At 71.4% G+C, this 24,575-nt stretch carries 17 protein-coding genes; 9 read left to right on the top strand and 8 right to left on the bottom strand.

Annotation, left to right across the window (positions count from 1 at the left end; genetic code table 11):
* Positions 1–205: 205 nt before the first annotated feature.
* Positions 206–388 (top strand): hypothetical protein, encoded by a 183-nt coding sequence (locus ABIA38_RS30915; RefSeq protein ID WP_424642179.1) that lies wholly within the window; start codon positions 206–208, stop codon positions 386–388.
* Positions 389–720: 332 nt separating this feature from the next.
* On the opposite strand, the gene ABIA38_RS30910 is transcribed toward ABIA38_RS30915, so the two are convergent.
* Positions 721–909, bottom strand: a complete 189-nt coding sequence (locus ABIA38_RS30910; protein ID WP_424642177.1) for an LPXTG cell wall anchor domain-containing protein — start codon at positions 907–909, stop codon at positions 721–723.
* A gap of 85 nt (positions 910–994) precedes the next feature.
* Between ABIA38_RS30910 and ABIA38_RS30905 the strand changes: the two genes are divergently transcribed.
* Positions 995–1,744 (top strand): hypothetical protein, encoded by a 750-nt coding sequence (locus ABIA38_RS30905; RefSeq protein WP_424642176.1) that lies wholly within the window; start codon positions 995–997, stop codon positions 1,742–1,744.
* 318 nt (positions 1,745–2,062) lie between these two features.
* Here the strand turns inward: ABIA38_RS30905 and prfB are convergent, their stop codons facing one another.
* From prfB to ABIA38_RS30890, 3 genes are all read right to left on the bottom strand, one after another.
* A complete protein-coding gene (gene prfB / locus ABIA38_RS30900) occupies positions 2,063–3,175 on the bottom strand; it encodes a peptide chain release factor 2 (protein ID WP_424642175.1) in 1,113 nt (370 codons plus the stop codon).
* Positions 3,176–3,212: 37 nt separating this feature from the next.
* Positions 3,213–5,276, bottom strand: coding sequence for a protein kinase domain-containing protein (locus tag ABIA38_RS30895; protein ID WP_424642174.1), 2,064 nt, complete (start codon positions 5,274–5,276; stop codon positions 3,213–3,215).
* A gap of 149 nt (positions 5,277–5,425) precedes the next feature.
* Positions 5,426–7,051, bottom strand: a complete 1,626-nt coding sequence (locus ABIA38_RS30890; RefSeq protein WP_424642173.1) for a serine/threonine-protein kinase — start codon at positions 7,049–7,051, stop codon at positions 5,426–5,428.
* Between the two features lie 283 nt (positions 7,052–7,334).
* On the opposite strand from ABIA38_RS30890, the gene ABIA38_RS30885 reads away from it, so the two are divergent.
* The 6 genes from ABIA38_RS30885 to ABIA38_RS30860 all read left to right on the top strand — a co-directional run bounded on the left by ABIA38_RS30885 (position 7,335) and on the right by ABIA38_RS30860 (position 15,792).
* Positions 7,335–9,962: an FHA domain-containing protein gene (locus ABIA38_RS30885; RefSeq protein WP_424642172.1), complete on the top strand. Its 2,628-nt coding sequence runs from the start codon at positions 7,335–7,337 to the stop codon at positions 9,960–9,962.
* Between the two features lie 405 nt (positions 9,963–10,367).
* On the top strand, positions 10,368–11,582 hold the full coding sequence (locus tag ABIA38_RS30880) for an ABC transporter ATP-binding protein (RefSeq protein WP_424642171.1): 1,215 nt from the start codon (positions 10,368–10,370) through the stop codon (positions 11,580–11,582).
* On the top strand, positions 11,579–12,925 hold the full coding sequence (locus ABIA38_RS30875; protein WP_424642169.1) for an ABC transporter substrate-binding protein: 1,347 nt from the start codon (positions 11,579–11,581) through the stop codon (positions 12,923–12,925). The genes ABIA38_RS30880 and ABIA38_RS30875 overlap by 4 nt, the downstream gene beginning before the upstream one ends.
* A gap of 9 nt (positions 12,926–12,934) precedes the next feature.
* Positions 12,935–14,296 (top strand): ABC transporter permease subunit, encoded by a 1,362-nt coding sequence (locus ABIA38_RS30870; RefSeq protein WP_424642168.1) that lies wholly within the window; start codon positions 12,935–12,937, stop codon positions 14,294–14,296.
* A complete protein-coding gene (locus ABIA38_RS30865) occupies positions 14,293–15,213 on the top strand; it encodes a carbohydrate ABC transporter permease (protein ID WP_424642167.1) in 921 nt (306 codons plus the stop codon). Before ABIA38_RS30870 ends, ABIA38_RS30865 begins: the two co-directional genes overlap by 4 nt.
* A 153-nt stretch (positions 15,214–15,366) precedes the next feature.
* Positions 15,367–15,792, top strand: coding sequence for a hypothetical protein (locus ABIA38_RS30860; protein WP_424642166.1), 426 nt, complete (start codon positions 15,367–15,369; stop codon positions 15,790–15,792).
* Between the two features lie 86 nt (positions 15,793–15,878).
* Here the strand turns inward: ABIA38_RS30860 and ABIA38_RS30855 are convergent, their stop codons facing one another.
* A complete protein-coding gene (locus ABIA38_RS30855) occupies positions 15,879–20,762 on the bottom strand; it encodes an NAD-glutamate dehydrogenase (protein WP_424642165.1) in 4,884 nt (1,627 codons plus the stop codon).
* Positions 20,763–21,120: 358 nt separating this feature from the next.
* On the opposite strand from ABIA38_RS30855, the gene ABIA38_RS30850 reads away from it, so the two are divergent.
* The gene (locus ABIA38_RS30850; RefSeq protein ID WP_424642164.1) at positions 21,121–21,684 is read left to right on the top strand and encodes a DJ-1/PfpI family protein; all 564 of its coding nucleotides are present in this window, start codon (positions 21,121–21,123) and stop codon (positions 21,682–21,684) included.
* Between the two features lie 16 nt (positions 21,685–21,700).
* Here ABIA38_RS30850 and pruA read toward each other — a convergent pair whose 3' ends face one another.
* The 3 genes from pruA to ABIA38_RS30835 are packed head-to-tail and all read right to left on the bottom strand — an operon-like array spanning position 21,701 to position 24,531.
* Positions 21,701–23,329, bottom strand: a complete 1,629-nt coding sequence (gene pruA, locus ABIA38_RS30845) for an L-glutamate gamma-semialdehyde dehydrogenase (RefSeq protein WP_424642163.1) — start codon at positions 23,327–23,329, stop codon at positions 21,701–21,703.
* Between the two features lie 48 nt (positions 23,330–23,377).
* Entirely contained in the window at positions 23,378–24,037 is a 660-nt protein-coding gene (locus ABIA38_RS30840) for an HAD family hydrolase (RefSeq protein WP_424642162.1), read from the bottom strand.
* A 26-nt stretch (positions 24,038–24,063) separates the two neighbouring features.
* Entirely contained in the window at positions 24,064–24,531 is a 468-nt protein-coding gene (locus tag ABIA38_RS30835) for a DUF6912 family protein (RefSeq protein ID WP_424642161.1), read from the bottom strand.
* Positions 24,532–24,575: the final 44 nt, after the last annotated feature.

Genomic DNA, 24,575 nt, shown 5'->3' with positions numbered 1-24,575 from the left:
AGGGCATGCCGCCGGGGGCAGGGAACAGACCAAGGGACCGGACTGTCGGGAGCCGGGCGCCCAGGCTCGAACAGAGTGGTCGTCGGGCATGGCCATTCCGTGAGTGTAAGCGGCACAGTGGAACGGGACGGGAACTTCCCACCGCGTCGTGAGCGTTATGGGTAGTGATGCGCGATAGCGGAGCAACGGAGGCGGAGGAGTCGAGATGACCTTGGACCGCCTGGTGTGCGCGAACTGCGCCGGACTGGTCGCGGAGGGTCGCTGCCCGACGTGCCGGGCCAGCCGCGAACGACTTCAGCGTTCCGGCGGGCTCAATCCCGCGATGCTGGCGGCACTCGCGCTGCTCGTGTTGGTATGCGCGCTGCTGCTGACCCGCGTGGGCGGCTGAGCCGCCGCAGGGCCCCCTGACGGACGATCGACGAAACACGAAGGCCCTGGGTGCCCCCAGGGCCTTCGCGCTGTTCAGCGGCGCTCCGCGGCTTCCGGAACCCGGATCGGCCGACGTCGTCAGCTGTCCGACGCAGACCGCCCCGAGCGGGCGCCCCGTTCTCGACGCCGGGCACAGGGCCCGACCTCACACCGCGGTGCCGCCCACCGCCCCCGATTCCGAGCCGACCGTTTCACAGACGCACTCGCGATGACGCGGTGCGCCCGGCTCGGAACGCCGGGACGGCGCATTCAGTGCCCCGGAACCGCCGCGCCGGGGCACAAGTCTTCGACTCAGGCCGCGGTGGCCTGCTGCCGGCGCTTGAGCCGCGCGGGCAGCACGGTGAAGGTGAAGCCACCGGCCGCCATCGCGGCGCCGCCGACGATCAGGAACGCCACGTTGGCGCCGGAACCGGTCGAGGCCAGCTCCTTGTTCGCGGCCTGCTGGGCCGGCGCGGTGTCGCCGCCGCCGAAGTCGCGCACGGGGGCGTTCTGTTGGTCGTTGCCGCCGCTCGTCCGGGTGTTCCCGTCGCCGCCGCAGTTCAGGTCTAGGCCACCGGAGGCGTGCGTGGCGTCACACGTATTGCCGCCGGTGCTGCCACCGGAGGTGCCGTTCGAGGACCCGCCCGAACCGCCCGAGTTGCCCTTGGAGGTACCGCCGCCACTGGTGGTGCCACCGGTGGTGGAGGTACCCGTGGTGCCGCCACCCGTGGTGGACGTACCCGTGGTGCCGCCACCTGTAGTGGACGTACCCGTCGTACCGCCGCCGGTGGTGGACGTACCGGTCGTACCACCACCCGTGGTGGACGTACCCGTGGTCCCGCCACCCGTGGTGGAGGTACCCGTGGTGGACGTACCCGTCGTACCGCCACCGGTGGTCGACGTACCGGTGGTACCGCCACCCGTGGTGGACGTACCCGTGGTCCCGCCACCCGTGGTGGACGTACCCGTCGTACCGCCACCCGTGGTGGACGTGCCGGTGGTCCCGCCACCCGTGGTGGACGTACCCGTGGTCCCGCCACCCGTGGTGGAGGTGCCCGTGGTGGAGGTACCGGTCGTACCGCCGCCCGTGGTGGACGTGCCGGTGGTCCCGCCGCCCGTGGTGGACGTACCCGTGGTGCCCCCACCCGTGGTGGACGTACCCGTCGAACCGGAGGTCCCGCCCGGGCACGTGTGCGTCTGCTCGCACCCGTCGTCCGGACCACCGTCGGGCGACGCGCTCGCGACGCCCGCGACCGCGAAGGACGCGCCCGCCGCAAACAGCGCGGCAGCGGCTATCCGAGCCGTCCGGACGCGCATTTTGGTTGTCATCAATTAACCCCCAGTTGGATGAGATCCCCGTGTCCGCGCCGGCGCGGGTGGGGTCCCAAACGCCGATGGGCATCACCTCGACGCGCGCCCGTGCCCATCTGTCGATGTGCCCCGCGCTCCCGATCGGATGCGTCGCGGTAATGCCGCCGTTCAGACTGGTAACCGGGTGGATGCCGCGTCAAGGGCGTTCGGAGAGGGTTGCGGGGGTTAATTCCGATTCGCCGAGAAAATCGGCACGAAAGCGCAACGCCGGACGGCCCGAAGGCCCCCGCGAATACGCGAGGGCCTTCGGGTCGTGAATCCGGTCGAGACCTGGGTTTTGCGACTACGCGGCGGCCGTCTGCTGGGTCTTGCGCCAGCGGATGCCCGCCTCGATGAAGCCGTCGATTTCGCCGTCGAGCACCGACTGCGGGTTGCCCACCTCGAATTCGGTGCGCAGGTCCTTGACCATCTGGTACGGGTGCAGCACATACGAGCGCATCTGGTTGCCCCAGGACGAACCCTCGCCCTTGAGCGCGTTCATCCGGGCCTGCTCCTCCTGGCGCTGGCGCTCGAGCAGCTTCGCGGAGAGCACCGCCATCGCCGAGGCGCGGTTCTGGATCTGCGAGCGCTCGTTCTGGCAGGACACCACGATGCCGGTCGGGATGTGCGTGATGCGCACCGCCGAGTCGGTGGTGTTGACGCCCTGGCCGCCGGGACCGGAGGAACGGTAGACGTCGACCCGCAGTTCGGACTCGTCGATGTCGACCTTGTCGCTCTGCTCGACCACGGGCAGCACCTCGACACCCGCGAAGGAAGTCTGTCGGCGGCCCTGGTTGTCGAACGGCGAGATCCGCACCAGGCGGTGGGTGCCCTGCTCGACGGACAGCGTGCCGTAGGCGTAGGGCACCTTGACCGCGAAGGTGGCCGACTTGATGCCGGCCTCTTCGGCGTACGAGGTGTCGTAGACCTCGGTGGGGTAGCCGTGTCGCTCGGCCCAGCGGGTGTACATCCGCAGCAACATCTCGGCGAAGTCGGCGGCGTCCACGCCACCGGCCTCGGAGCGGATGGTCACCAGTGCCTCACGCGAGTCGTACTCGCCGGACAGCAGCGTGCGCACCTCGAGTTCGCCGACCGACTTGTGCACGGCGGTCAGCTCGTTCTCGGCCTCGGCGCGGGTGTCCGCGTCGTCCTCGGCCTCGGCCAGCTCGAACAGCACGCCGACGTCGTCCAGTCGGCGACGCAGCTCCTCGACGCGGCGCAGCTCGCCCTGGAGGAAGGAGAGCCGGCTGGTCACCTTCTGGGCGGCCTCGGGGTCGTCCCACAGGTCGGGAGCCGCCGCCTTTTCGTTGAGCGTGGCCACGTCGGCCCGCATCTTGTCGAGGTCGAGGACGGCCTCGATCGACGCCATGGTCGACTCGACGGACTTGAGCTCTTCGGAAGGATCAACGGCAGCCACGCCCCCATCCTAAGTGGACGAGGACCCGCTCCGGGACTCAGCCCGCGTCGGGGCTCGACGCGGCGGTCTGCAGACGGCCGTTGTCGGTACGGATATAGACGTCCACCCGGTCGGGTCCGCCGGCCACCGCGGCGGGGGCGTCGGCGGTGGCCGTGTTCGGATCCACCGGCCGCCATCCCCCCTCTCCGGGCACCGCGCCGAGCAGTCGCCCGCCCGCGTCCCGGGCCAGCACGACCAGGCCGCGACCGGTGCTGTAGGCGGCGGCCGGCCGCGCGGACGCGGCGAGCCCGACCCGCTCCGGCTCGCGCCAGGTGCCGTCCACGCACGGGATGTGCAGCACCGCGTGGTCGCCCGCGCGCACCACGAACGCGTCCAGCGTGCCGGCGGCGCTCGCGGTGAGCGCGGGGGCGGCCTCGATCCGGCCCGCGCTGGGCACCGTGGTGAAGCCGCTCCAGCCGGACCCGGTCAGCGATCCGGCGGCCAGCCCGTCGGTGCTCGTGCGCGCGACGACGTCGATCCGGTCGCCGGTGGCCACCGCGGCGGGCGCGCCGCCCAGCTTGGTCTTGCCGTCGGTACGGGTCCACTCGCCGAACCGGCCGTCGGCCAGCGTCGTGCGATACAGCAGTTTGTCGCTCGACCCGACGGCGAACACGTCCATCCGCCCGGGCGCGGTGCTCACCGCCGCGGGGTCGTCGGCGGTCCGGAAGGTGGGCAACCGGCGCCACTCGCCCCAGCGCCCGCCGTCGCCGGCGAGGTACCAGAGGCCACCGTCGCCGTCGCGCTGTACGACGTAGTTGTGCTCGGCGTCGGCGCGGGTCGCCGCGGGGCCGCCCTGGAGCAGTACGGGAGCCGGCGGCAGCGCGGCGAACGCGGGCCATGCGTAGCCGCCGGCGCGGGGCGCGGCGGACGGGTCGGCGGTCCGGCCCGGCCCGGCACCGGCCTTGCCCGGCGGGCCGGAAGTCTGCCCGGCGGGTTTGGTCGGGGTGCCGTTGTCGCGGGTGAACCACACGGCGCCGGCGCCGACCGCCGCGACCGCGAGCACCCCGCAGACGATCACGATCAGTCGGCGGCGGGCGACCGCCGGGGTGCGGACCGGTTTGCCTCGGCGGTGCGACTGCACCGGCACCGCGTCGTCGAATACCGGGCGGGTCAGGTTGGTGTGCGTGTCCCGGCTGCCGTCGGCGGCCTCGGCGGTGCCGGACACCAGCGGGACCACGCCGGCCGGGCGCGGCACGGGGGTGTCCTGGCGGCCGACGTTGCCGTTGGGGTCGGGGACGTCGAAGGCGGGCAGGCCGATCAGCGCGGGCAGCGCCGAGCGCAGTCGTTCGCCGAACTCGCGGGCGGTCAACCGGGCGGCGGGCGCCTTGGACAGGCAGGACGCGAGCACCGCGGCCAGCGGGTCGGGCAGGCCGGGGATGCCGGGCACCGGTTCGGTGACATGGCGCCGCAACACCGCGCCGGGGTGGCCGCCGCCGAACGGGGTCCAGCCGGTGAGCAGTTCGTAGAGCACGGTGGCCAGCGCGTAGACATCCACCGCGGCGGTCGGTTGCAGGCCCTCGATGATCTCGGGGGCCAGGTAGTCGGGCGTGCCGATGATCCGGGTGGCCCGGGTCCGGCGCGGCGCGTCGACCAGGCGGGCGATGCCGAAGTCGGTGAGGCGGGCCCGGGAGACCCCGGCCGAGTTGTCGATCAGGATGTTCTCGGGTTTGACGTCGCGGTGGATCACCCCCTCGGCGTGCGCGGCGGACAGACCGTCCGCGACGTCCGCCACGATCGCGGCGGCCAGGCGCGGGGTGAGCACCCGGTCGCGCTCGAGCCGGGCGCGCAGGTCCGGGCCGATCACCAGGTCCATCACCAGGGCCAGGTCCGTGCCGTCCACGACCAGGTCGTGCACGCCGACGATGTTGGGGTGGTCCAGGCTGGTCAGCGCGGTGCGCTCCTGCACGAAGCGGGCCACCAACACCTGGTCGGACGCCAGGTCTTCGCGCAGCAGCTTGATCGCGACGGGTCCCTCGGGGCCCTCGCCCTGCCAGACGGTCCCGCTGGCGCCGCGCCCGAGCACCTTCAGGGCGACGTATCGGCTACCGATCTTGCGTGCCAAAGCAGCTCCGTGGACCCAGCGAGCGTGGTGCTCACAGCGGACTTCCCCGACCGCACCCTACGCGGCCGGCCCCCGGATCCGGGGACCGTCGGGCAGGACGGCGTGTACGAGGTCGCCCTCGACGCGGGCCGACCGGGGATGACTATGCGTCAGTTCTTGGTACCACCACTGCCGCCCGAACTGCCGCCGCCCTTGCCGCTGTCGCCGCCGGAGACGAAGTCCTTGACGTTGTCGTACCAGCCTCGAACGGTATCGAACCAGTCGATAGCGTCGTTCACCCAGCCGTGCACCGGGCTGAACCAGTAGACGGCGAACAGGATCGCGCCGATGATCACCAGCCGCAGCAGGCAGCCGAGCGTGCAGCCGACACCCGGGATGCTGGTGAGCCGGAAGCGGCGCCGACGCGGCTCACGGTCACGGTCGCGGTCGCGGCGGTCGCGCGGCTCGCGGTCCCTGGAGTCGCGCTCCCGGCGCTCCTCGGCCTCGCGTGCGGCGCGTTCGCGCCGGCTGGGTTCACGCTCGGCCCGCTCCTCGCCGCGCCGGCGCGCCGGCGGGGGTGGTGGAGGCGGCGGTGGTCCGGGGTCGACGCGCGGCGGCGCGGCGGGGGGTGGGGCGGGTCGGACCGGCTCGGCGTAGGCCGGTTGCGGCGGGTAGTTGGGCGCGGGTTGCGGGTGGTTCGGCGCGGGCGGCGTCGGTTGCGGGTAGCCGGGCGGCTGGGTGCCCATCACCCGGGTCGCGTTCGGCACGCTCGGCGGCGCGGGCGGCGTCGGCGGCGGGGTGGTCGGCGGGGTCGGATAGCCGCCCCGGGTCTGCGGGATGGCGCGGGTGGCGTCGGTCGCGCCGGGATGCGCGCCGAACGCGCTCGCCGCCAACACCCCGGCCAGCGAGCCGTCGTCGGGTCGTACGCCGGAGACGATGTCGGCGGCCAGGCGCAGCGCCCGGCCCAGGCCCACCGCGTCCGGTCGGCTGTCGGGCTGTTTGGCCAGGCAGCGCTCGGTGATCAGCCAGTAGGCGTCCGGCATGTTCGCCGGTCGGGTGGGCGCCTCGGTCAGGTGGTGGTGCAGCACCGCGATCGGGTTGGTGTCGCGGAACGGCGGGTGCCCGGCGACCAGTTCGTAGAGCACCACGCCCGCCGCGTAGACGTCCACGGCCGGGGTGAGCGGGCGGCCCTCGGCGGTCTCGGGGGCGACGTAGCTGGGGGTGCCGACGAGTTCGTGGGTGCGGGTGAGCGCGGGCGAGTCGGCGAGGCGGGCGATGCCGAAGTCGGTGAGCATCGGGTAGAGCGAGTCGCCGTTGCGGGCCAGCATGATGTTGGCCGGCTTCAGGTCGCGGTGGATCACCCCGTCCGCGTGCGTGACGGTCAGCGCGTCGCAGATCTGGGCCATCGTCAGCGCCGCCGCGGCGGGCGGCAGCGGGCCGTTGTCGCGCAGGTAGGTACGCAGATCCGGCCCGTCGATCAGGTCCATCACCAGGGCCAACGTCTCGCCCTCGACGACGAGGTCGCGTACGTGGACCAGGTTGGGGTGGCGCAGCTTGAGCAGCAGCGAGCGCTCGCGCAGGAAGCGGGTGACCACGTCCGGGTCGGCGGCCAATTCCTCGCGCAGCACCTTGACCGCGACGACCTCGCCCGAATCGCGCACGCTCGCGCGCCAGACGGTGCCACTGGCACCGCGCCCCAGCGTCTCCTGGAGCAGATACTTGCTGCCGACCGGCCGATCCACGAAGCTCCCCACTGTCCTGTCCGCCACCTGGGGCGTGCCGCGGTTGCCGTCCACCCTAGGCGCTACGAAGCTACGGACGCATCGCCCCCGGGTACGGTTCGGCGGCTCGGGTCGAAGCTTGTTCGACGTGTACCGGGCGGATACTCGACGGCGTGGTCGGCCCGGGGTGGGCCCCGGGTCGGCGTGGCGTTCGGGCGATTCGCCGGCGACTCGGTCCTTTGTAGTCGAAATTAGGACAAGGTCCTCCGTCTGTTCGGCTTCCGTCCGGCCGTGGGCGACATGACGGTCGCGGGTGCGAGGATGCCTCTTGTTTTCTGCTCGGAGGAGGGAGGCGCGCATGCAGATCCGGCTCACCGTGCACGGACCGCAGCGGACCGGACCGGGCGCCGACGTGCTCGTCACCGCGCCGTCCGGGACAACTTTCGCGGGGATCGCGGGTGCCCTGCGGACCGCCTCCGGCACCGACGGGCGGCGCTTTTGGGTGGGCGACGTGCGGCTGCGCGACGACACGCCCGTGGGCCGGCCGCCGCTGGTGGACGGCGCGCTGGTCACCGTGGACGCGCTCGGCTCCCCCTCCCCCGCCGCCGGTTCGCCGCAGCTGCGGGTGGTCGGCGGGCCGGATGCGGGCGGGGTGCATCTGTTGCATCAGGGCGGGGTGCGGATCGGCCGCGCGCCCGAGGCCGAGGTGCGGCTCGGTGATCCCGATCTGTCCCGGCTGCACGCCGAGTTGTGGATAGAGCCTGGCCGGATCCGGGTCGCCGACCTCGGCTCGACCAACGGCACCACGGTGGACGGGATGCCGATCGGCCGCGAACCGGTCGAGTTGCCGCCGGGTTCGCTGCTGCGGGTCGGCGAGTCCACCCTCCAGACCTTTCTGCCCCTGCCCTACGGTTCGCTCGAGGACGCCCCGGGCGAGCCGGCCCGGGCCGACGGCACCGGGCATCTCGAGGTGCGGCGGACCGCCCGGGCGCAGTTGCCGGTGCCCGCGCGGGCCCGCTTCGAGCTGCCCGAGGAGGCGCCGGGACGACGGCGACCGTTCGCGCTGCGCCGCAAGGCCGCGGGCGACGAGCGGGAGACGATCGAGGCGGCCGCCCGCTCGGCGCTGCTCGACGAGGTGCGCTGGCGCCGTGACCAGTCGCCCGACCCGGCCACCCTGCTCCTGGACGCGCTGGCCACCGGCGAGCCGGGTCCGGCGGGGCGGTTGTGGGAGCGGGCGGCCGGCCATCCGGAGGCGCTGAGTGTGCGGCTGGGGGTGGGTGATCTGCCGTCGCGGGTGACCGTGGTGCGGACGGCGGACGGTGCGGGCACCGCCGCCGAGGAGCGCACGCTGACCGCGTTCTCCGTACCGGTGACCGTCTCGCTCAAGGACACCGTGCTCGGCCTGACCGGCCACCGCCCCCGACTGCTGGGTCTGGCCCGCTCGGTGGTGGCCCAACTGGCCGGGCTGCACGGGCCGCAGGACGTCGAGTTGGTGGTGTTGTGCGCCGACCCGGGCACCGCCGCCGACTGGTCCTGGGCACGCTGGTTGCCGCATCTGCGGCCGGGCGAGGGCCAGGACTGCCGGCTGCTGGTCGGCCTGGGCCCGGATCAGGTCTCGGCCCGGGTGGGCGAATTGCTCGATCGCCTCGACACCGCCGAGCGGGTGCCCACCCGGCGCACCGTGGTGGTGCTCGACGGGGCCGGCCGGCTGGCCGCGCGGCCGGAGATCGTCCGGCTCCTGGTCGAGGGCCCGGCGGCGGGCGTACACGCGCTGTGTCTGGACGAGCGGGCCGAGGAACTGCCGCCGCAGTGTTCGGCGGTGGCGCATGTCACCGGCGAGGTGGGCACCCGAATCGACCTGCTCGGCCCGGGCACCCGGCGGATCGACGACGTGGTCGCGGACGCGGTGTCCTCGGCGTGGGCGGACCGATTCGCCCGCGCGCTGGCCCCGTTGCGCGAGGCCACCCGGCGGGTCACCTCGCCGCTGCCGGAGTCGGTCCGGCTGCTCGACCTGCTCAACCTGGACCTGCTCACCCCCGCCAAGCTGCTCGCGGGCTGGCGCGAGGCGGGCCGCTCGCCGCGCATGGTGCTCGGCTCGGACGCCCGCGGGGCGGTCACGGTGGACCTGTCCACCGACGGGCCGCACGTGCTGATCGGCGGGGCGGCGGGCTCGGGCCGCTCCGAGTTGCTGGCCTCGGTGCTGTGTTCGCTCGCGGTGGCGAATCGACCGGACGAATTGGCCATCGCGCTGGTCCGCGGCCCCGAGGGGCTGGCCGAACTGCCGCACGTGGTGGGCTCGCTCACCGACGCGGCCGGCCCGGCCGGCGGCGATGCGATCGCCGCGGTGCGGGACGAGTTGGACCGGCGTGAGCGGCTGCTGCGCGGCACCGCGTTCGAGGCGTACCGGGCGGGCCCCGGGCATCCGCTGCCTCGGCTCGTGGTGGCGGTGGACGACATAGACCTGCTGGCCGAGGCGTACCCGGGGTTCGTCAAGAGCCTCGCCGATGTGGCCCATCGCGGCGGCGCGCACGGCGTACACCTGCTGCTCACCACGGGTCGGCCCGCTCGCGCCATGGAGATCGAGGCCGCCGCCGGCGCCGAACTGCGGATCGCACTGCGGGTGGACGACCCGCAGTCCTCGCGGGTCCTGATCGACGTCGAGGACGCGGCGGGCGTCGACGAGGACTATCCCGGCCGAGGCTTCGTCCGCGGCCGGGACGGCGCGGTGGTCCCCTTCCAGGCCGGCCGCGTGACCGGCCGCATGCCCCGTACCGCCACCCTGCGCCCCACGGTGGTCCGCCAGGAATGGCAGGAGATGGGCAACCGCCTGTCCCGCCGCCCCACTCCGGTGGGCGGCGGCAACGGCCCCACCGACCTGGCCCTGCTCACCGGCGCGGTCCGCCGGGCCGCGGAACAGCTGGGCACCCCCCACCCGCCCCGCCTCTGGCAGGAATCCCCCCTACGCCTGGCCCACAAGGCCCGATAACCCGCACAACGCGGGCCACAATGCACCGGCCGACCCACCGGACCCGATCAGATATCCCCGCCACAACAATCCCGCAGTCGCCACCGCGCTAATCCCGCAACCCCCGCCCCAAACGCAAGCACCCGCAACACCGGGCAAAGGCGCCAACCCGGCCGCCGGGCCCCATCGGGCACCCCCGCCGCAGTAATTCCGCAGCCTTCGCCGCAAACGCAACGGGTGGGCCCGCGGGCCCAAAAACCCCTCCCCACACACAGCGCGACCACCACCGCCGAACCGATTACGCAGCGATGATCGAAAGTCACGAATCAAGCTCGTTGCCCGCGCCGGGGGTTGTGGCGAGCGCCACACCAGGCGTAACACAGGACATCGGAAGGCGATGTCTGCCCACCATCGGGGGAAAATTACGTGGCGGAAGTGATTCTCGAACGGGTCGGAAAGGTTTACCCGGACGGCACGAGAGCGGTCACCGCACTCGATCTGACCGTGGCGGACGGGGAGTTCCTGGTATTGGTCGGACCGTCCGGATGCGGGAAAACCACCGCGTTACGGATGGTGGCCGGCCTCGAGGAGATCAGCGAGGGCACGGTCAGCATCGGCGATCGGGTCGTCAATCGAGTCCCCTCGCGCGACCGGGACGTGGCGATGGTGTTCCAGAGCTACGCCCTGTATCCGCATCTGAATGTCCGGGACAACATCGGATTCGGGCTCCGATTAAGGAAGTTGCCCAAGGCGGAGATTCGCGAACGGGTCACCGCGGCGGCCCGGACCCTTGGCCTGGAGGAGCATCTGGGCCGCAAGCCGCGCCAACTCTCCGGCGGCCAACGGCAACGCGTGGCGATGGGCCGGGCCATCGTGCGCGAGCCGCAGGCGTTCCTGATGGACGAGCCGCTGTCCAATCTCGACGCGAAGCTACGCGTGCAGATGCGCGCCCAGATCGCCCGGCTGACCCGCGAACTCGGGGTCACCACGCTGTATGTGACGCACGATCAGACCGAGGCGATGACCCTCGGCGATCGGGTCGCGGTGATGAAGAAGGGGGTGCTCCAACAGGTCGCCCCACCGCAGGAGCTCTACGACCACCCGGTCAACCTGTTCGTGGCCGGCTTCATCGGCTCACCCGCGATGAACCTGCTCACCGGCACCCTCACCCACGACGACGGCGCGGGCACCACCGCGGTGACCGTGGGCAGCCAACGGCTGATCGTGCACCCCGACGTAACCGCCGCCCGGCCCGCCCTGGCCCGCTACCGCGACCGGTCGCTGATCGTCGGCATCCGTCCCGAGGACCTGCACGACGCCGCGTCGGCGGGCACCGAGCCCGCCGACGGCGCGATCTTGCGGGCCGAGGCCGACCTGGTCGAGGCGATGGGCTCCGAGGTGCTCGTACACGTGAGCGTGGACGCGCCGCCCGCGCTCACCGAGGACGTCCGGGAACTGGCCCGCGACGTGGGCGCGGACGAGCGGATGCCCGACGCGAGCGCCGCGCGTTGCGAGATCGTCGCCCGCTTCGGGCCGCGGACCCGGGTCCGCGAGGGCTCCGCCGTGGTGATGCGGGTGGCGACCGACCGGCTGCACTTCTTCGACCCGGAGACGGGTCTGTCCATTACGGAGGATGCGTGAAGCGGCTTGTGGGCGCCTTGGCGGTCGCCTCGATGCTCGCCATGGGTCTCGCGGCCTGCGGCGACGACGGTGGCAGCAAGGACAAGAAGAGCGACGGCACGCCGAGCGGGAGCGGCGCGCCGGCCGTTCCCCGACTGGACGGCACCACGGTCAGCGTGGCCGCGGTGTGGACCGGCGACGAGCAGGCCGCGTTCAAGAAGGTGCTGGCCGACTTCGAGAAGCGCACCGGGGCCAAGACCGAGTTCGTCCCCACCGGCGACAGCGCCTCCACGTTCCTGGGCCAGCGGGTCGAGGGCAACGCGCCGCCGGACGTGGCGTTCCTGGCCCAGCCCGGCGTACTCCAGCAGTTCGCCCAGAAGGGCTGGATCAAGCCGCTCGCCGCGGACGTGCAGCAGGCCGTGCAGGCCAACTTCGCGCCGCAGTGGCAAAAGCTGGGCTCGTACCAGGACAAGCTCTACGGCGTCTACTACAAGGGCGCCAACAAGTCGCTGGTCTGGTACAACGCCAAGGTCTACGCCAACGCCGGTGCCACCGAGGCCAAGACCTGGGACGACCTGCTCAAGAACGCCGGGCTGATCTCCGACTCCGGCACCCCGCCGTTCGCGATCGGCGGCGCCGACGGGTGGGTGCTCACCGACTGGTTCGAGAACGTCTACCTGAGCCAGGCCGGGCCGGAGAAGTACGACCTGCTGACCAAGCACAAGATCCCGTGGACCGACCCCTCGGTCAAGGCCGCCCTGGAGACCCTGGCCCAGGTGTTCGGCAAGAGCGACTGGTTCCCGGGTGGTACCGGCGGCGTGCTGCAGACCGAGTTCCCCGCGTCCGTACCGCAGGTGTTCGGCGACCCGCCGAAGGCCGGGATGATCCCGGGCGCCGACTTCATCGGCACCAACATCATCAAGGACACCAAGGCCAAGATCGGCGCCGACGCGAAGTTCTTCGCGTTCCCCGCGGTCGGCACCGGCAAGGCGCCGGTGGTCACCGGCGGCGATGTCGCGGTGGCGATGAAGGACTCCCCCGGCGCCCAGGCGCTGCTGAAGTACCTGGCCTCGCCGGACGCCGCCAAGGTGTGGGCGCAGCAGGGCGGTTACCTCTCGCCCAACAAGAACCTGGACTTCGCGGCCTACCGGGACGACAACACGCGCGGGATCGCCAAGAATCTGATCGCCGCGGGCGACGACTTCCGCTTCGACCTCTCCGACCAGGCGCCGGCGGCGTTCGGCGGCACCAAGGGCGAGGGCGAGTGGCGCGACCTCCAGGACTTCCTGCGCAACCCCTCCGACGTGGCGGGGGCGCAGGCCAAGCTGGAGGCGGACGCCGCCAAGGCCTACTCGGCCGGGTGATCGACGGCCATGAGTGACAAGGCACCCGTCAAGGTCGCGGTGCCCGAGAAGACAACACCGACGCCCGCGCGCGAGTCGCGCGGGCTCGGTTCGGGCGCCCTGTTGGGCTGGCTGTTCCTGCTGCCGGCCCTCGTCGTACTCGCCGTCCTGGTCGCCTATCCGATCGTGTGGTCGTTGCTGCGCAGCCTGTTCGGCGCGGCCGGCTGGTCGGACTTCGTGGGTCTGGACAACTACAAGGAACTGTTCACCGACGACAACACGTTCACCGCGCTGAAGAACAACCTGATCTGGGTGCTCGTGGTGCCCGCCGCGGTCACCTCGCTGGGCCTGGTCTTCGCGGTGCTGACCGAACGGGTGCGCTTCGCCACCGCGTTCAAGCTGATCGTGTTCATGCCGATGGCGGTGTCCATGCTGGCCGCCGGCATCACCTTCCGGCTGGTCTACGACCGCGACCCCGACCAGGGCGTGGCCAACGCGGTGCTCACCAGCGTGCACGACGTGTTCAGCGAGGGCGCGCCCTATCCCGGCGCCCGCCCGCGCGGCGACACCGTGCTCACCCCACAGGACGGCGGCTTCATCAGCCGGGCGGGCACCGGGCCCGGCGGCACCGCGCTGCTGCCCCTGGTCGCGCTGAGCGCGGACAAGATCCCCGCCGACGCCCGCCAGGCAAGTCCCGGCGTACCGCCCGCCGGCGGCGTGGGCGGCGTGGTGTGGATCGACTTCACCAAGGGCAACGTGGGCAAGCCGGGGGTGATCGACCCCGGCGAGAAGGGCCTGCCCGGGGTGCACGTCGAGGCGGTGCGCAACGGCCGGACCGTGGCGAGCACGACCACCGGCAAGGACGGCTCGTTCACCCTGCCCGCGTCCGCCGTCAAGGACGGCCCGGTGCAACTGCGGCTGACCGCGGCCAACTTCGCCAAGGCCTTCGGCGGCTACGACTGGCTGGGCCCGAATCTGATCACCGCCGCGATCATCGGCGCCTACATCTGGATGTGGGCGGGCTTCGCGATGGTGCTGATCGCCGCGGGCCTCGCGGCGATCCCCCGGGACGCCCTGGAGGCCGCCCGGGTGGACGGCGCGACCGAGTGGCAGGTCTTCCGCCGGGTCACCATCCCGCTGCTCTCCCCGGTCCTGGTCGTGGTGATGGTCACGCTGGTGATCAACGTGCTGAAGATCTTCGACCTGGTCTACATCATCTCGCTGGGTTCCTCGCAGAAGGAGGCCAACGTGCTGGCCCTGCAGATGTACATCGCCTCCTTCGGCGGCGGCAACAACCAGGGTCTGGGCAGCGCCATCGGCATCCTGCTGTTCCTGCTCGTGCTGCCGGCGATGTTGTTCAACATCCGTCGCTTCCGAAGGGAGAACCGGTGAGCGCCCCCGCGACCCCCGCCCCGACGAAGCCGGTACGCCCCCCGGTACCCCCGGACGGCGGCATCAGGCGCGGCCTGGCCGCGCGGATCGTCGGCCGCACCGGCGGCGGCCTGGCGAGCGTACTGCTCGTGCTGATCGCGCTGTTCTGGCTGATGCCCACCTTCGGCCTGCTGGTGTCCTCGCTGCGCGATCCGCAGGAGCTGAGCAAGTCGGGGTGGTGGAAGGTGCTCGGCAAGCCGAGCGAGCTGACCTTCGCCAACTACAGTCATCTGCTCGACAACAAGGACATGACCCGGGCGTTCTTCAACACGATCTGGATCACCGTGCCCAGCACGGTGCTGGTGATCCTGCTCGGTTCGCTGGCCGCGTACGCCTTCGCGTGGCTGGAATTCCCCGGTCGGGACTGGTTGTTCCTGATCGTGGTCGGGCTGCTGGTGGTGCCGGTACAGGTGGCGCTGATCCCGATCTCGAAGCTCTACGGCAACACCGGGTTGTTCGGCACCATCACCGGCGTCGTGCTCTTCCATGTCGCGTTCGGGCTGCCGTTCGCGGTATTCCTGCTGCGCAACTACTTCGCGGGCATCCCGCGCGACCTGCTCGAGGCCGCCCGGATGGACGGCGGGACCGATCTGACCATCTTCTTCCGGGTCATCCTGCCGCTCGGGCTGCCCGCGATCGCCTCGCTGGGCATCTTCCAGTTCCTGTGGGTGTGGAACGACATGCTGATCGCGCTGATCTACGCGGACACCGAATCGGCGCCGCTGACCGTGGCGTTGCAGTCCCAGTCCCGGGCGTTCGGCGCCAACATCAACGTGCTGGCGCCCGGCGCGTTCCTGTCGCTGATCGTCCCGGTGGTGGTCTTCTTCAGCTTCCAGCGCTACTTCGTCCAGGGTGTGATGGCGGGCGCCGTCAAGTAGTCGAACGGCGCCTTTCGTACGCCATCGTTACGGATATCGGGCTCGGGAACTCGATTCCGTGTGGCATCGTCCGAAGGCGTAGGGTGCTCCCCGCCGCTGCGAACCGGCTCCGGGGAGCATCACGCGGGGGGCAAACGTCATTTCGGGGGAACAATGAGGGGAAGTCGTCGAATCGGTTTTCTGCGGACCCTGCTGATCGCGCTGGCCGTCGAGACGCTGCTGATGAGCGCGACCGCGATCACGGTGGCGGTCATGTCGTTCGCGGTGCGCGACGATCAGACGAGCCTGGAGGGGCTCGGCGACCTGCTGCTGGTCGCGTCGGTGTTGTGCGCGGGCATCGCCGTGGTCTGCGGGCTGGCCGTGGCCGGCGTGTTGGACGCGATGCGGCGCGGCACCGGAGCCCTGGCACGCGCGGCGGCGGTGGGCCTGATCCACGTGTTCGTCGCGCTGGTGGCGGCCCTGATGAGCTGCCCGACCTGGTCGATCCTGGTGGCCGGGCTGCCCGCGGTGATCTATCTGCCGTGCTGGTGGGCGGTGCGCGAACGCAGCCGGCACGAACTGCTGATGCTCGAACCGTAGGAGTTCGGCCCGAACAACGGCCGCCGGCCCGGAACCCCAGTGGGTTCCGGGCCGGCGGCCGCACCGATCGATCACTCCCGCACCGATCAGCTCTTGGCGCCGGTGCGCAGCAGCGTACGGATCGTGCGCATCGCGACCGAGAGCGTCGCGAGGTCGTAGTTCTCCGCCTCCTGCAACTCGTCCAGCGTGGACCGGGCGCGGGTGATCACCGCCGCGTTCTTGTGCTCCCACGCCTTGAACCGCAGTTCCGGGGTGTCCTCCGGCTCCCCGGAGGCGAGCACGTCGGCGGTGAGTCCGGCCTGCGCCGCGTACAGGTCCTCGCGCAGCGAGGCCCGGGCCATCGACTTCCACCGGTCGCTGCGCGGCAGTTCGATGATCCGGTCCAGCAGGTGCGCGATCGGCAGCCGGTCGGCGATGTCGAAGTAGACCTGGGCCACGTCGACCACCCCGCGCCCGGAGTCGTCCGCGACCTCGACGATGTCCAGGGCCGCGTACGCCGAGGACATCCCGGCCACCGCGGCGGCCAGTTCGGTGGGCACCCCGGCCGCGGTGAACTCCTCGTGGAGGCCGTCCATCCAGGCCAGGTCCGAGCCGCGGAGCACCTTGGGCAGGTGCGCGATCACCTCGGCCACACCGTCCCGGAAGAACTCCACCTGTGCGGCGATGTCGATCTCCCGCCGGCTGCCCAGGAACCAGCGGGTGGCCCGCTCGATCAGCCGCCGGCTGTGCAGCCGCAGTGTGGTCTGCATCTCGGCCGGGACCCGGTTGTCCAGTGCCGCGATCGCGCCCATGATCCGGTCGGCGCCGAAGATCTCGCGCGCGGTGATGTGCGCCCGCGCGACCTCCTCCGCCGTGGCGCCGGTCTCCTCGCGCATGCGGAACATGAACGACAGACCCGCGAGGTTGACCACCTCGTTGACCACGACCGTGGTGATGATGTCCCGGCGCAGCGGGTGCCGGTCCATCTGCGCGGCGAACTTGGCCCGCAGCGCGCTCGGGAAGTAGCGGTACAACTCCCGGGCCAGGAACGGGTCGTCCGGCAGGTCGGAGGCGATCAGGTCCTGGGCCATCACGATCTTGGTGTACGCGAACAGCACGGCCAGTTCGGGCTGGGTCAGCGCCTGCCCGTTCTGCTGCCGCTCGCGCAGCTGCCGGTCCGTCGGCAGGAACTCGATCTCCCGGTTCAGGTGCCCCTCGCGAACCAGCCGGCGCATGTACCGCATGTGTACGTGCAGCAGGCTGGAGGCCTGCGCGACCGCGTTGGAAAGCGCCCAGTTCTGCCCGTAGTTGGCGGCCAGCACCAGGTGCCCGACCTCGTCCGTCATGGCCGCGAGCAGCGCGTTGCGCTGCTTGAGGGTCATGTCGCCGGCGGCGGTGACCTGGTTGAGCAGGATCTTGATGTTGACCTCGTGGTCCGAGGTGTCCACGCCCGCCGAGTTGTCGATCGCGTCGGTGTTGATCCGGCCGCCGGCGAGCGCGAACTCGACCCGCCCCAGCTGGGTGCAGCCCAGGTTGCCGCCCTCGCCGACGACCTTGACCCGCAGGTCGGCGCCGTTGACCCGGATGGCGTCGTTGGACTTGTCGCCGACGTCGGCGTGCGACTCGTTGCCCGACTTGATGTAGGTGCCGATCCCGCCGTTCCAGAACAGGTCCGCGGGGGCCTGCAGGATCGCCTTCATCAGCTCGGCCGGGGTGAGCCGGATCAGCCCGTCCGGCAACCCCAGGGCCTGGCGTACCTGGGCGTTGATCGGCACCGACTTGGCGGTGCGCGGGTAGACCCCGCCGCCGGCCGAGATCAGCGCCTTGTCGTAGTCCGCCCACGAGCTGCGCGGCAGGTCGAACAACCGGCGCCGCTCGGCGAAGGAGGTCGCCGCGTCCGGGTTGGGGTCCAGGAAGATGTGCCGGTGGTCGAACGCGGCGACCAGCCGGATGTGCTCGGAGAGCAGCATGCCGTTGCCGAACACGTCGCCGGACATGTCGCCGATGCCGACGACGGTGAAGTCCTCGGTCTGGGTGTCGTGGCCCAGTTCGCGGAAGTGCCGCTTGACCGACTCCCACGCGCCGCGCGCGGTGATGCCCATGCCCTTGTGGTCGTAGCCCGCCGAGCCGCCGGAGGCGAACGCGTCGCCGAGCCAGAAGCCGTAGGACTGGGCCACCTCGTTGGCGATGTCGGAGAACGTCGCGGTGCCCTTGTCGGCGGCCACCACCAGGTAGGTGTCGTCGCCGTCGTGGCGCACCACGTCCGCCGGCGGCACCACGGCGCCGTCGACGAGGTTGTCGGTGATGTCCAGGAGCGCGCCGATGAAGGTGCGGTAGCAGGCGATGCCCTCGGCCAGCCAGGCCTCGCGGTCCGCGGGGTCGGGCAGCTGCTTGCAGACGAAGCCGCCCTTCGCGCCGACCGGCACGATCACCGTGTTCTTCACCATCTGCGCCTTGACCAGGCCCAGGATCTCGGTACGGAAGTCCTCGCGCCGATCCGACCAGCGCAGCCCGCCGCGCGCGACCGCGCCGAAGCGCAGATGCACACCCTCGACCCGGGGCGAGTAGACGAAGATCTCGAACCGCGGCCGGGGCGCGGGCAGGTCCGGGATCGCCTGCGGGTCGAACTTGAGCGAGAGGTAGTCGTGCGCGTCGCCGTCGTCGCGGTGCTGGAAGAAGTTGGTCCGCAAGGTCGCCTTGACCATCGCCAGGAACGACCGCAGGATGCGGTCCTCGTCCAGACTGGCCACCTGATCCAGGGCGCCCTCGATGGCCTCGACGATGCCGTCCACCAGCTCGGTGCCGGCCTGCTGGTGGCCGGGCGAGAAGCGGGCCTCGAACAGGTTGACCAGCAGCCGGGTGGTGTGCGGGTTGGAGACCAGGACACCTTCGATGTACTCCTGCCCGAAGGTGACGCCGGCCTGGCGCAGGTACTTCGCGTAGGCGCGCAGCACCATCGCCTGCCGCCAGGTGAGCCCGGCCCGGAAGACCAGCGCGTTGAACCCGTCGTTCTCCGCGCGCCCGGTCCAGGTCGCCGAGAACGCGTCCTGGAACAGCTCCTTGACGTCCTCGGGCTGTCCGTACACCGTCGCCGCGTCGTAGCGCAGCCCGAAGTCGTAGACCCAGGCCACGCTGCCGTCGGCGCGGCGCAGCTCGTAGGGCCGCTCGTCGACGACCTCCAGGCCCATCCGCTGCAGGATCGGCAACACCTCGGACAGCGAGACGTGGCCGCCGCTGCGGTAGATCTTGAAGCGCCGCTCGCCCGGCAGTGCTCCTATCGGTTCGTACAGGTGCAGCTTGAAGTCCGCCTCGGGGGTCAACTCCTCGACCCGCTTGAGGTCGGCGACCGCGGTCCGGGGCGGGAAGTCGGACTTGTAGCCCTCGCTGAACGCGTGCGCGTAGCGGCGGGACAACTCGGCCGCGCTCTCCTCGCCGCATTCGGCGACGAGGGCCTCGCCGAAGTCGTCGATCCACGAGCGGGTGGCTTCCGACAGCAGTCGTTCGATGTAGTCCACGTCCGGGTCGCCCAGTTCGGCGCCGGTGGGCACGCGCACGGTGAAGTGCAGGCGGGCCAGCACGGACTCGGTGTTGCGCGCGGTGTAGTCGACCACCGAGCCGGTCAGCTCGGCGAGCAGGATCTCCTGCATCTTGAGCCGGACCTCGGTGGTGTAGCGGTCGCGCGGCAGGTAGACCAGGGCCGAGTAGAACCGGCCGTACTCGTCCTTGCGCAGGAACAGCCGCAGCCGGCGGCGCTCCTGCAGGTAGAGCACGCTGATCACGATGTCGTGCAGCTCGTCCACGGCGATCTGGAACAGGTCGTCGCGCGGGTAGGTCTCCAGGATCTGGAGCAGGTCCCGGCCGTCGTGGCTGACCGGCGGGAATCCGGCCTGGTCGAGCACCGCGTGCACCTTGCGGCGCACCACGGGGATCCGCTGCACGCTGTCCGTGTAGGCGGCGGAGCTGAACAGCCCCAGGAAGCGGCGCTCGCCGACCACGTTGCCGGCCGCGTCGAACTTCTTGACGCCGATGTAGTCCAGGTAGGCCGAACGGTGCACGGTCGCCCGCGAGTTGGCCTTGGTCAGGATCAGCAGCTGTTTTTCCCGGGCCTTGGCGCGGGCCCGGGAGGAGAGCCGGCTGAAGGACGCGGACAGGTCCTGGTCGGCGCGCAGGATGCCGAGCCCGGTGCCGGGCACCGCGCGCAGCACGTCCTCGTCGTCCTCGGTGACCAGGTCGTACTCGCGGTAGCCGAGGAAGGTGAAGTGGTCCTCGGAGAGCCAGCGCAGCAGCTCCCACGCCTCGCCGATCTCCTCCTCCGGCAGCGTGGCCGGCGGGTCGTTGGCGAGTTCGTCGGCCAGGCGCAACGACGTGTCGCGCATCTTGGTCCAGTCCTCGACCACCTCGCGCACGTCGCGGATGATCCGCTGCAGCCCGCTCTCCACCGCGCGCAGGTCCTCGCGGTCGCTCTCGCGGTCGATCTCGATGTGCATCCAGGACTCGATGACCGCGTCCTCGGGCACCCCGTGCGCGTCGGTGGTGTCCACGATCTCCAGCAGCTCGCCGGCGATGGTGCGCCGAACGATCAGCTGTGGGTGGATCACCACGTGGATGCTGCGTTCCTGGCGGGAGAGCTCGTTGGTGACCGAGTCCACCAGGAAGGGCATGTCGTCGGTGACCACCTCGACCACGGTGTGCCCCGACGCCCAGCCGTTCTCCTCCACCGTGGGCGTGTAGGCCCGGACCCGCGCGGTGCCCTGGGGGCGCTCCGCCGCGAGTCGACAGTGCGAGATCGCCGCGCCGTACACGTCGACCGGATCACGATCGATCAGGTCGTCGGGTGCGGTGTGCCGGTAATAGCGGGACAGGAGGACGTCGAGGTCCACCCGGTTCGGGCCCTCGGGCCCGCCGCCTCCGTGCTGTGACGATGCCGCTCGTGCCGCTTCCGCCGCTCGGGCGAGAAGCTCCGCCTTCGCCTCGTCCAGCTTGCTCTGCATGATGCTGCCGCTCCTGTCGCGCGCCGTTGCGTGACCATTGCCGTCCCCGGGCGTGCCCGGCCGTGTACTGCCGGTACCCGCCGACGGCGGGTACCCGTTGCAGGCGACGTCCCCGGGCAAGTGGTGGTTCCGGGACTCCGTCGTCCCGGCCCGCGAGCCGCACGGCGTCGCCGCATCGTCAGGCTACTCGCGTGCCCCCGGGCCGCCGAGAGGGGATCTCGGATCACCGGGTAAGTAATTTCCGGGTCGGTCCGGACACCTCGTACCCATTGCCCCGAAGGCGACCCTCGGGGCACCGTGGATGCGGGTGCGAGGACGCCGCGCACGGCGGGACGAACGAGGTGGGGAGACGATCGTCATGGCCAGGAAGGTGCTGCTGATCACCGGGGACGCGGCGGAGTCGCTGGAGGTGCTGTATCCGTACCAGCGCCTGCGCGAGGAGGGCTACGAGGTGCACGTGGCCGGTCCCTCGCGAAAGAAGCTGAGTTTCGTCGTGCACGACTTCGTCGACGGCTTCGACACCTTCACCGAGAAGCCCGGCTATACGTGGCCGGCCGACTTCGCGTTCGTGGAGGTGCGGCCGGAGAACTACGTGGCACTGGTGCTGCCGGGCGGACGGGCGCCGGAATACCTGCGCAACAACCCGGTCGTACAGCGGATCGTGCAGCACTTCTTCACGGCGGACAAACCGGTCGCGCAGATCTGTCACGGCCCGCTGGTGTCGGCCGCGGCCGGGGTGCTGACCGGGCGCCGCACCGCCGCCTATCCGGCGATCGCGCCGGACATCCGGGCGGCGGGCGGCATCTGGGTGGACGGCGAGGCGGTCGTCGACGGCACCCTGGTGTCCGCCCGCAGCTGGGTGGACCACCCGGCCTGGATGCGCGAGTTCGTCCAGGTGTTGCGGGCCAAGGCGCCGGCCTGAGCACGCGACGCGGGGTTCAGCCCATGTGCGGGTAGCGGTAGTCGGTCGGCGGGTCGAACGTCTCCTTGATCGTGCGGGTGCTGGTCCAGCGCATCAGGTTCTGCATCGCGCCGGCCTTGTCGTTGGTGCCGGACGCCCGCGCGCCGCCGAACGGCTGCTGCCCCACCACCGCGCCGGTGGGCTTGTCGTTGAGGTAGAAGTTGCCGGCCGCGAACCGCAGGAAGCCCGACGTGTGGGCCAGCGCGCGCCGATCGCGCGCGATCACCGAGCCGGTCAGCGCGTAGGGCGCGGCCGACTCCATCTGCCGCAACATCGCGTCCCAGTCGCCGTCCTCGTAGACGTGCACGCCCAGGAACGGCCCGAAGTACTCGGTGGTGAACACCTCGTCCCACGGATCCTCGGCGAGCACCACGGTCGGCCGGACGAACCAGCCCACCGAGTCGTCGTACGTCCCGCCCGCCAACACCCGCAACCCGTCGTCCACGTGCGCCCGATCGATCGCCGCCTTGAGCTTGGCGAACGCGCGCTCGTCGATCACCGCCCCCATGAAGTGCCGCAGATCCGTCACATCGCCCATCGACAGCCCGTCCACCTCGGCCAGGAACGCCTCGCGGAACTCGCTCTCCCAGATCGAGCGCGGAATGTACGCACGCGAGGCGGCCGAGCACTTCTGCCCCTGGTACTCGAACGCGCCACGCACCAACGCGGTGCGCAGCACGTCGTGATCGGCACTGGGGTGGGCCACCACGAAGTCCTTGCCGCCGGTCTCGCCGACGATCCGCGGATAGCCGCGGTAGGTGTCCAGGTTGGCGCCGATCGAGCGCCACAGATGCTTGAACGTCGCGGTCGACCCGGTGAAGTGCAGCCCGGCGAAGTCCGGATCGGCCAGCGCCACATCGGAGACCGCGATCCCGTCCCCGTGCAGCACGTTGATCACCCCCGGCGGCAACCCGGCCGCCGCCAGGAGGCGGATCAACTGCTGTGCGGCGAACGCCTGGGTCGGCGCGGGCTTCCACACCACCACGTTGCCCATCAGCGCCGGCGCGGTGGGCAGATTGCCCGCGATGGCGGTGAAGTTGAACGGGGTCACCGCGTACACGAAGCCCTCGAGCGGCCGATGGTCCAACCGGTTCCACACCCCGGGTGAGTTGATCGGCTGCTCGGCCAGGATCCGCCGGGCGAAGTGCACGTTGAACCGCCAGAAGTCGACCAGTTCGCACGGCGCGTCGATCTCCGCCTGCTGCACGGTCTTGCCCTGACCGAGCATGGTCGCGGCGGCGACCGTCTCGCGCCACGGCCCGGCGAGCAGATCGGCGGCCCTGAGCAGGATCGCGGCCCGGTCGTCGAAGTCGAGCGCCCGCCAGTCCGGCGCGGCCTCCTTCGCCGCGGTCAGCGCCGCGCGCGCGTCCTGGTGCGTCGCGTTGGCCAGCGTGCCGAGTTCGGCCGCGCGCCGATGCGGCTGGACGAGCTGCACCCGCTTGCCCGCGCCCATCCGCTGCTCACCGCCGATCACGTGCGGCAGATCCACCGGCGCGGCGGACAACTCGGCGAGCCGCGCGATCAGGCGGGCCCGCTCGGGCGAGCCCGGCGCGTAGCCGTGGACGGGTTCATTGCTCGGCCGGGGCACCCGGGTGACAGCATCCATGGATGCGCAGTGCCCACGAACCGGACAATCGATGCGAAACCCCGACGGTCAGGCCGCCCGGCCACGCGCGAGCGCCACCGCGTCCGCGAGCGAGTCCACCACCGGCACGCCGGCCCCCTCCAGACTGGCCCGGGCATGCGAACCGCCCGAGTACAACACCGCCCGCGCCCCCACGTGCCGCGCCGCCGCCGCGTCGTCCGCCGCGTCGCCGATCAGCACCACGTCGGCGGGCTCCCGGCCCAACGCGGCCAGATGCCGCACCAGGTGCTCGGCCTTGCCACCACCCGGCGGACCCACCCGCCCGTCCACCCGGACGAACCGCTCCTCGATCCCGAACCGCCGCACGAACGGCATCAACGCCTCGTGCGCGGTCAGCGAGAGCAACGACTGGGTGCCGCCGTCGCGCTGCCAGCCGCGCAGCAACTCATCGGCGCCACCCGCCAGTTCGCAGCGCACACTATGCGCGGCGTAGACCTCCTGGAAGGCCCCGTCCAACAGCGCCCACTCGCCCGGATCGGGCACCCGACCGGTGACCTTCTCGTAGAACCTCGGCACCGGCACGCAATAGAGCTCGCGATAGCGCTCCAGCGTCATCGGCGGGAATCCGAGCAGGGCGAACGAGGCGTTGGTGGCCGCGATGATCGCGTCCAGGTCGTGGAACAGCGTGCTGTTCCAGTCCCAGACCAGGTGCGGGGTTCGACTCTCCATGGACCTTCATTGTGCCGTGGGCGCCCTCACAGCAGGTCGGCCAGCTCCTGTGTCGCGAACCACAACAACTCGTGCTCCTCGGTCGCCTCGATCAGCTCGTCGGTAAGCCCACCGGCGAGCGCGTCGCCGATCGTGCCCTCGGCCGCCGCGGTATCCATGTGCACCGCCGCGATCCGCTTGCGCGGCACGGTGGCCGCCACCACCACCGCCCCCGGCCCCTCCTCCGGTACGGCACGCACCAGCCCATCCGGCACATCCGCCGCAAGCACCACCCGCCGCCGCCGAGCCCCCGGCCCATCCGCGGCCAGCAACCGCAACGAAGCCTCGGCCGCCCGGGTCAGCGCCCCATACTCCAACTCCTCCTCGTCCTCGCTCCCGTACCACGCGCGAAACGCCTCGGTGACCGCGTACGCCGGCAGCGGCGCCGACTCGAGCCCGCCGGCGGCGTGCACCGCGGCCAGGCCGGCGGGCGTCGTAGGGATGAACACGCGCATCGGGCGACTCCAATCGGGTGAAATCCCGGCATCCCTTCGGGTTC

The sequence above is a fragment of the Embleya sp. AB8 genome, from assembly GCF_049739465.1.
GTDB lineage: Bacteria > Actinomycetota > Actinomycetes > Streptomycetales > Streptomycetaceae > Embleya.
This window is presented reverse-complemented; position numbering and strand designations above follow the sequence as displayed.

What these genes read in the sequence shown, in the direction of transcription:
- ABIA38_RS30860 (WP_424642166.1), top strand. Translation starts at nt 15,367, where the DNA reads ATGAGGGGAAGTCGTCGAATCGGTTTTCTGCGGACCCTGCTGATCGCG.
- ABIA38_RS30870 (WP_424642168.1), top strand. Translation starts at nt 12,935, where the DNA reads ATGAGTGACAAGGCACCCGTCAAGGTCGCGGTGCCCGAGAAGACAACA.
- ABIA38_RS30850 (WP_424642164.1), top strand. Translation starts at nt 21,121, where the DNA reads ATGGCCAGGAAGGTGCTGCTGATCACCGGGGACGCGGCGGAGTCGCTG.
- ABIA38_RS30885 (WP_424642172.1), top strand. Translation starts at nt 7,335, where the DNA reads ATGCAGATCCGGCTCACCGTGCACGGACCGCAGCGGACCGGACCGGGC.
- ABIA38_RS30835 (WP_424642161.1), bottom strand. Translation starts at nt 24,531, where the DNA reads ATGCGCGTGTTCATCCCTACGACGCCCGCCGGCCTGGCCGCGGTGCAC.
- ABIA38_RS30840 (WP_424642162.1), bottom strand. Translation starts at nt 24,037, where the DNA reads ATGGAGAGTCGAACCCCGCACCTGGTCTGGGACTGGAACAGCACGCTG.
- ABIA38_RS30855 (WP_424642165.1), bottom strand. Translation starts at nt 20,762, where the DNA reads ATGCAGAGCAAGCTGGACGAGGCGAAGGCGGAGCTTCTCGCCCGAGCG.
- ABIA38_RS30915 (WP_424642179.1), top strand. Translation starts at nt 206, where the DNA reads ATGACCTTGGACCGCCTGGTGTGCGCGAACTGCGCCGGACTGGTCGCG.
- pruA (WP_424642163.1), bottom strand. Translation starts at nt 23,329, where the DNA reads ATGGATGCTGTCACCCGGGTGCCCCGGCCGAGCAATGAACCCGTCCAC.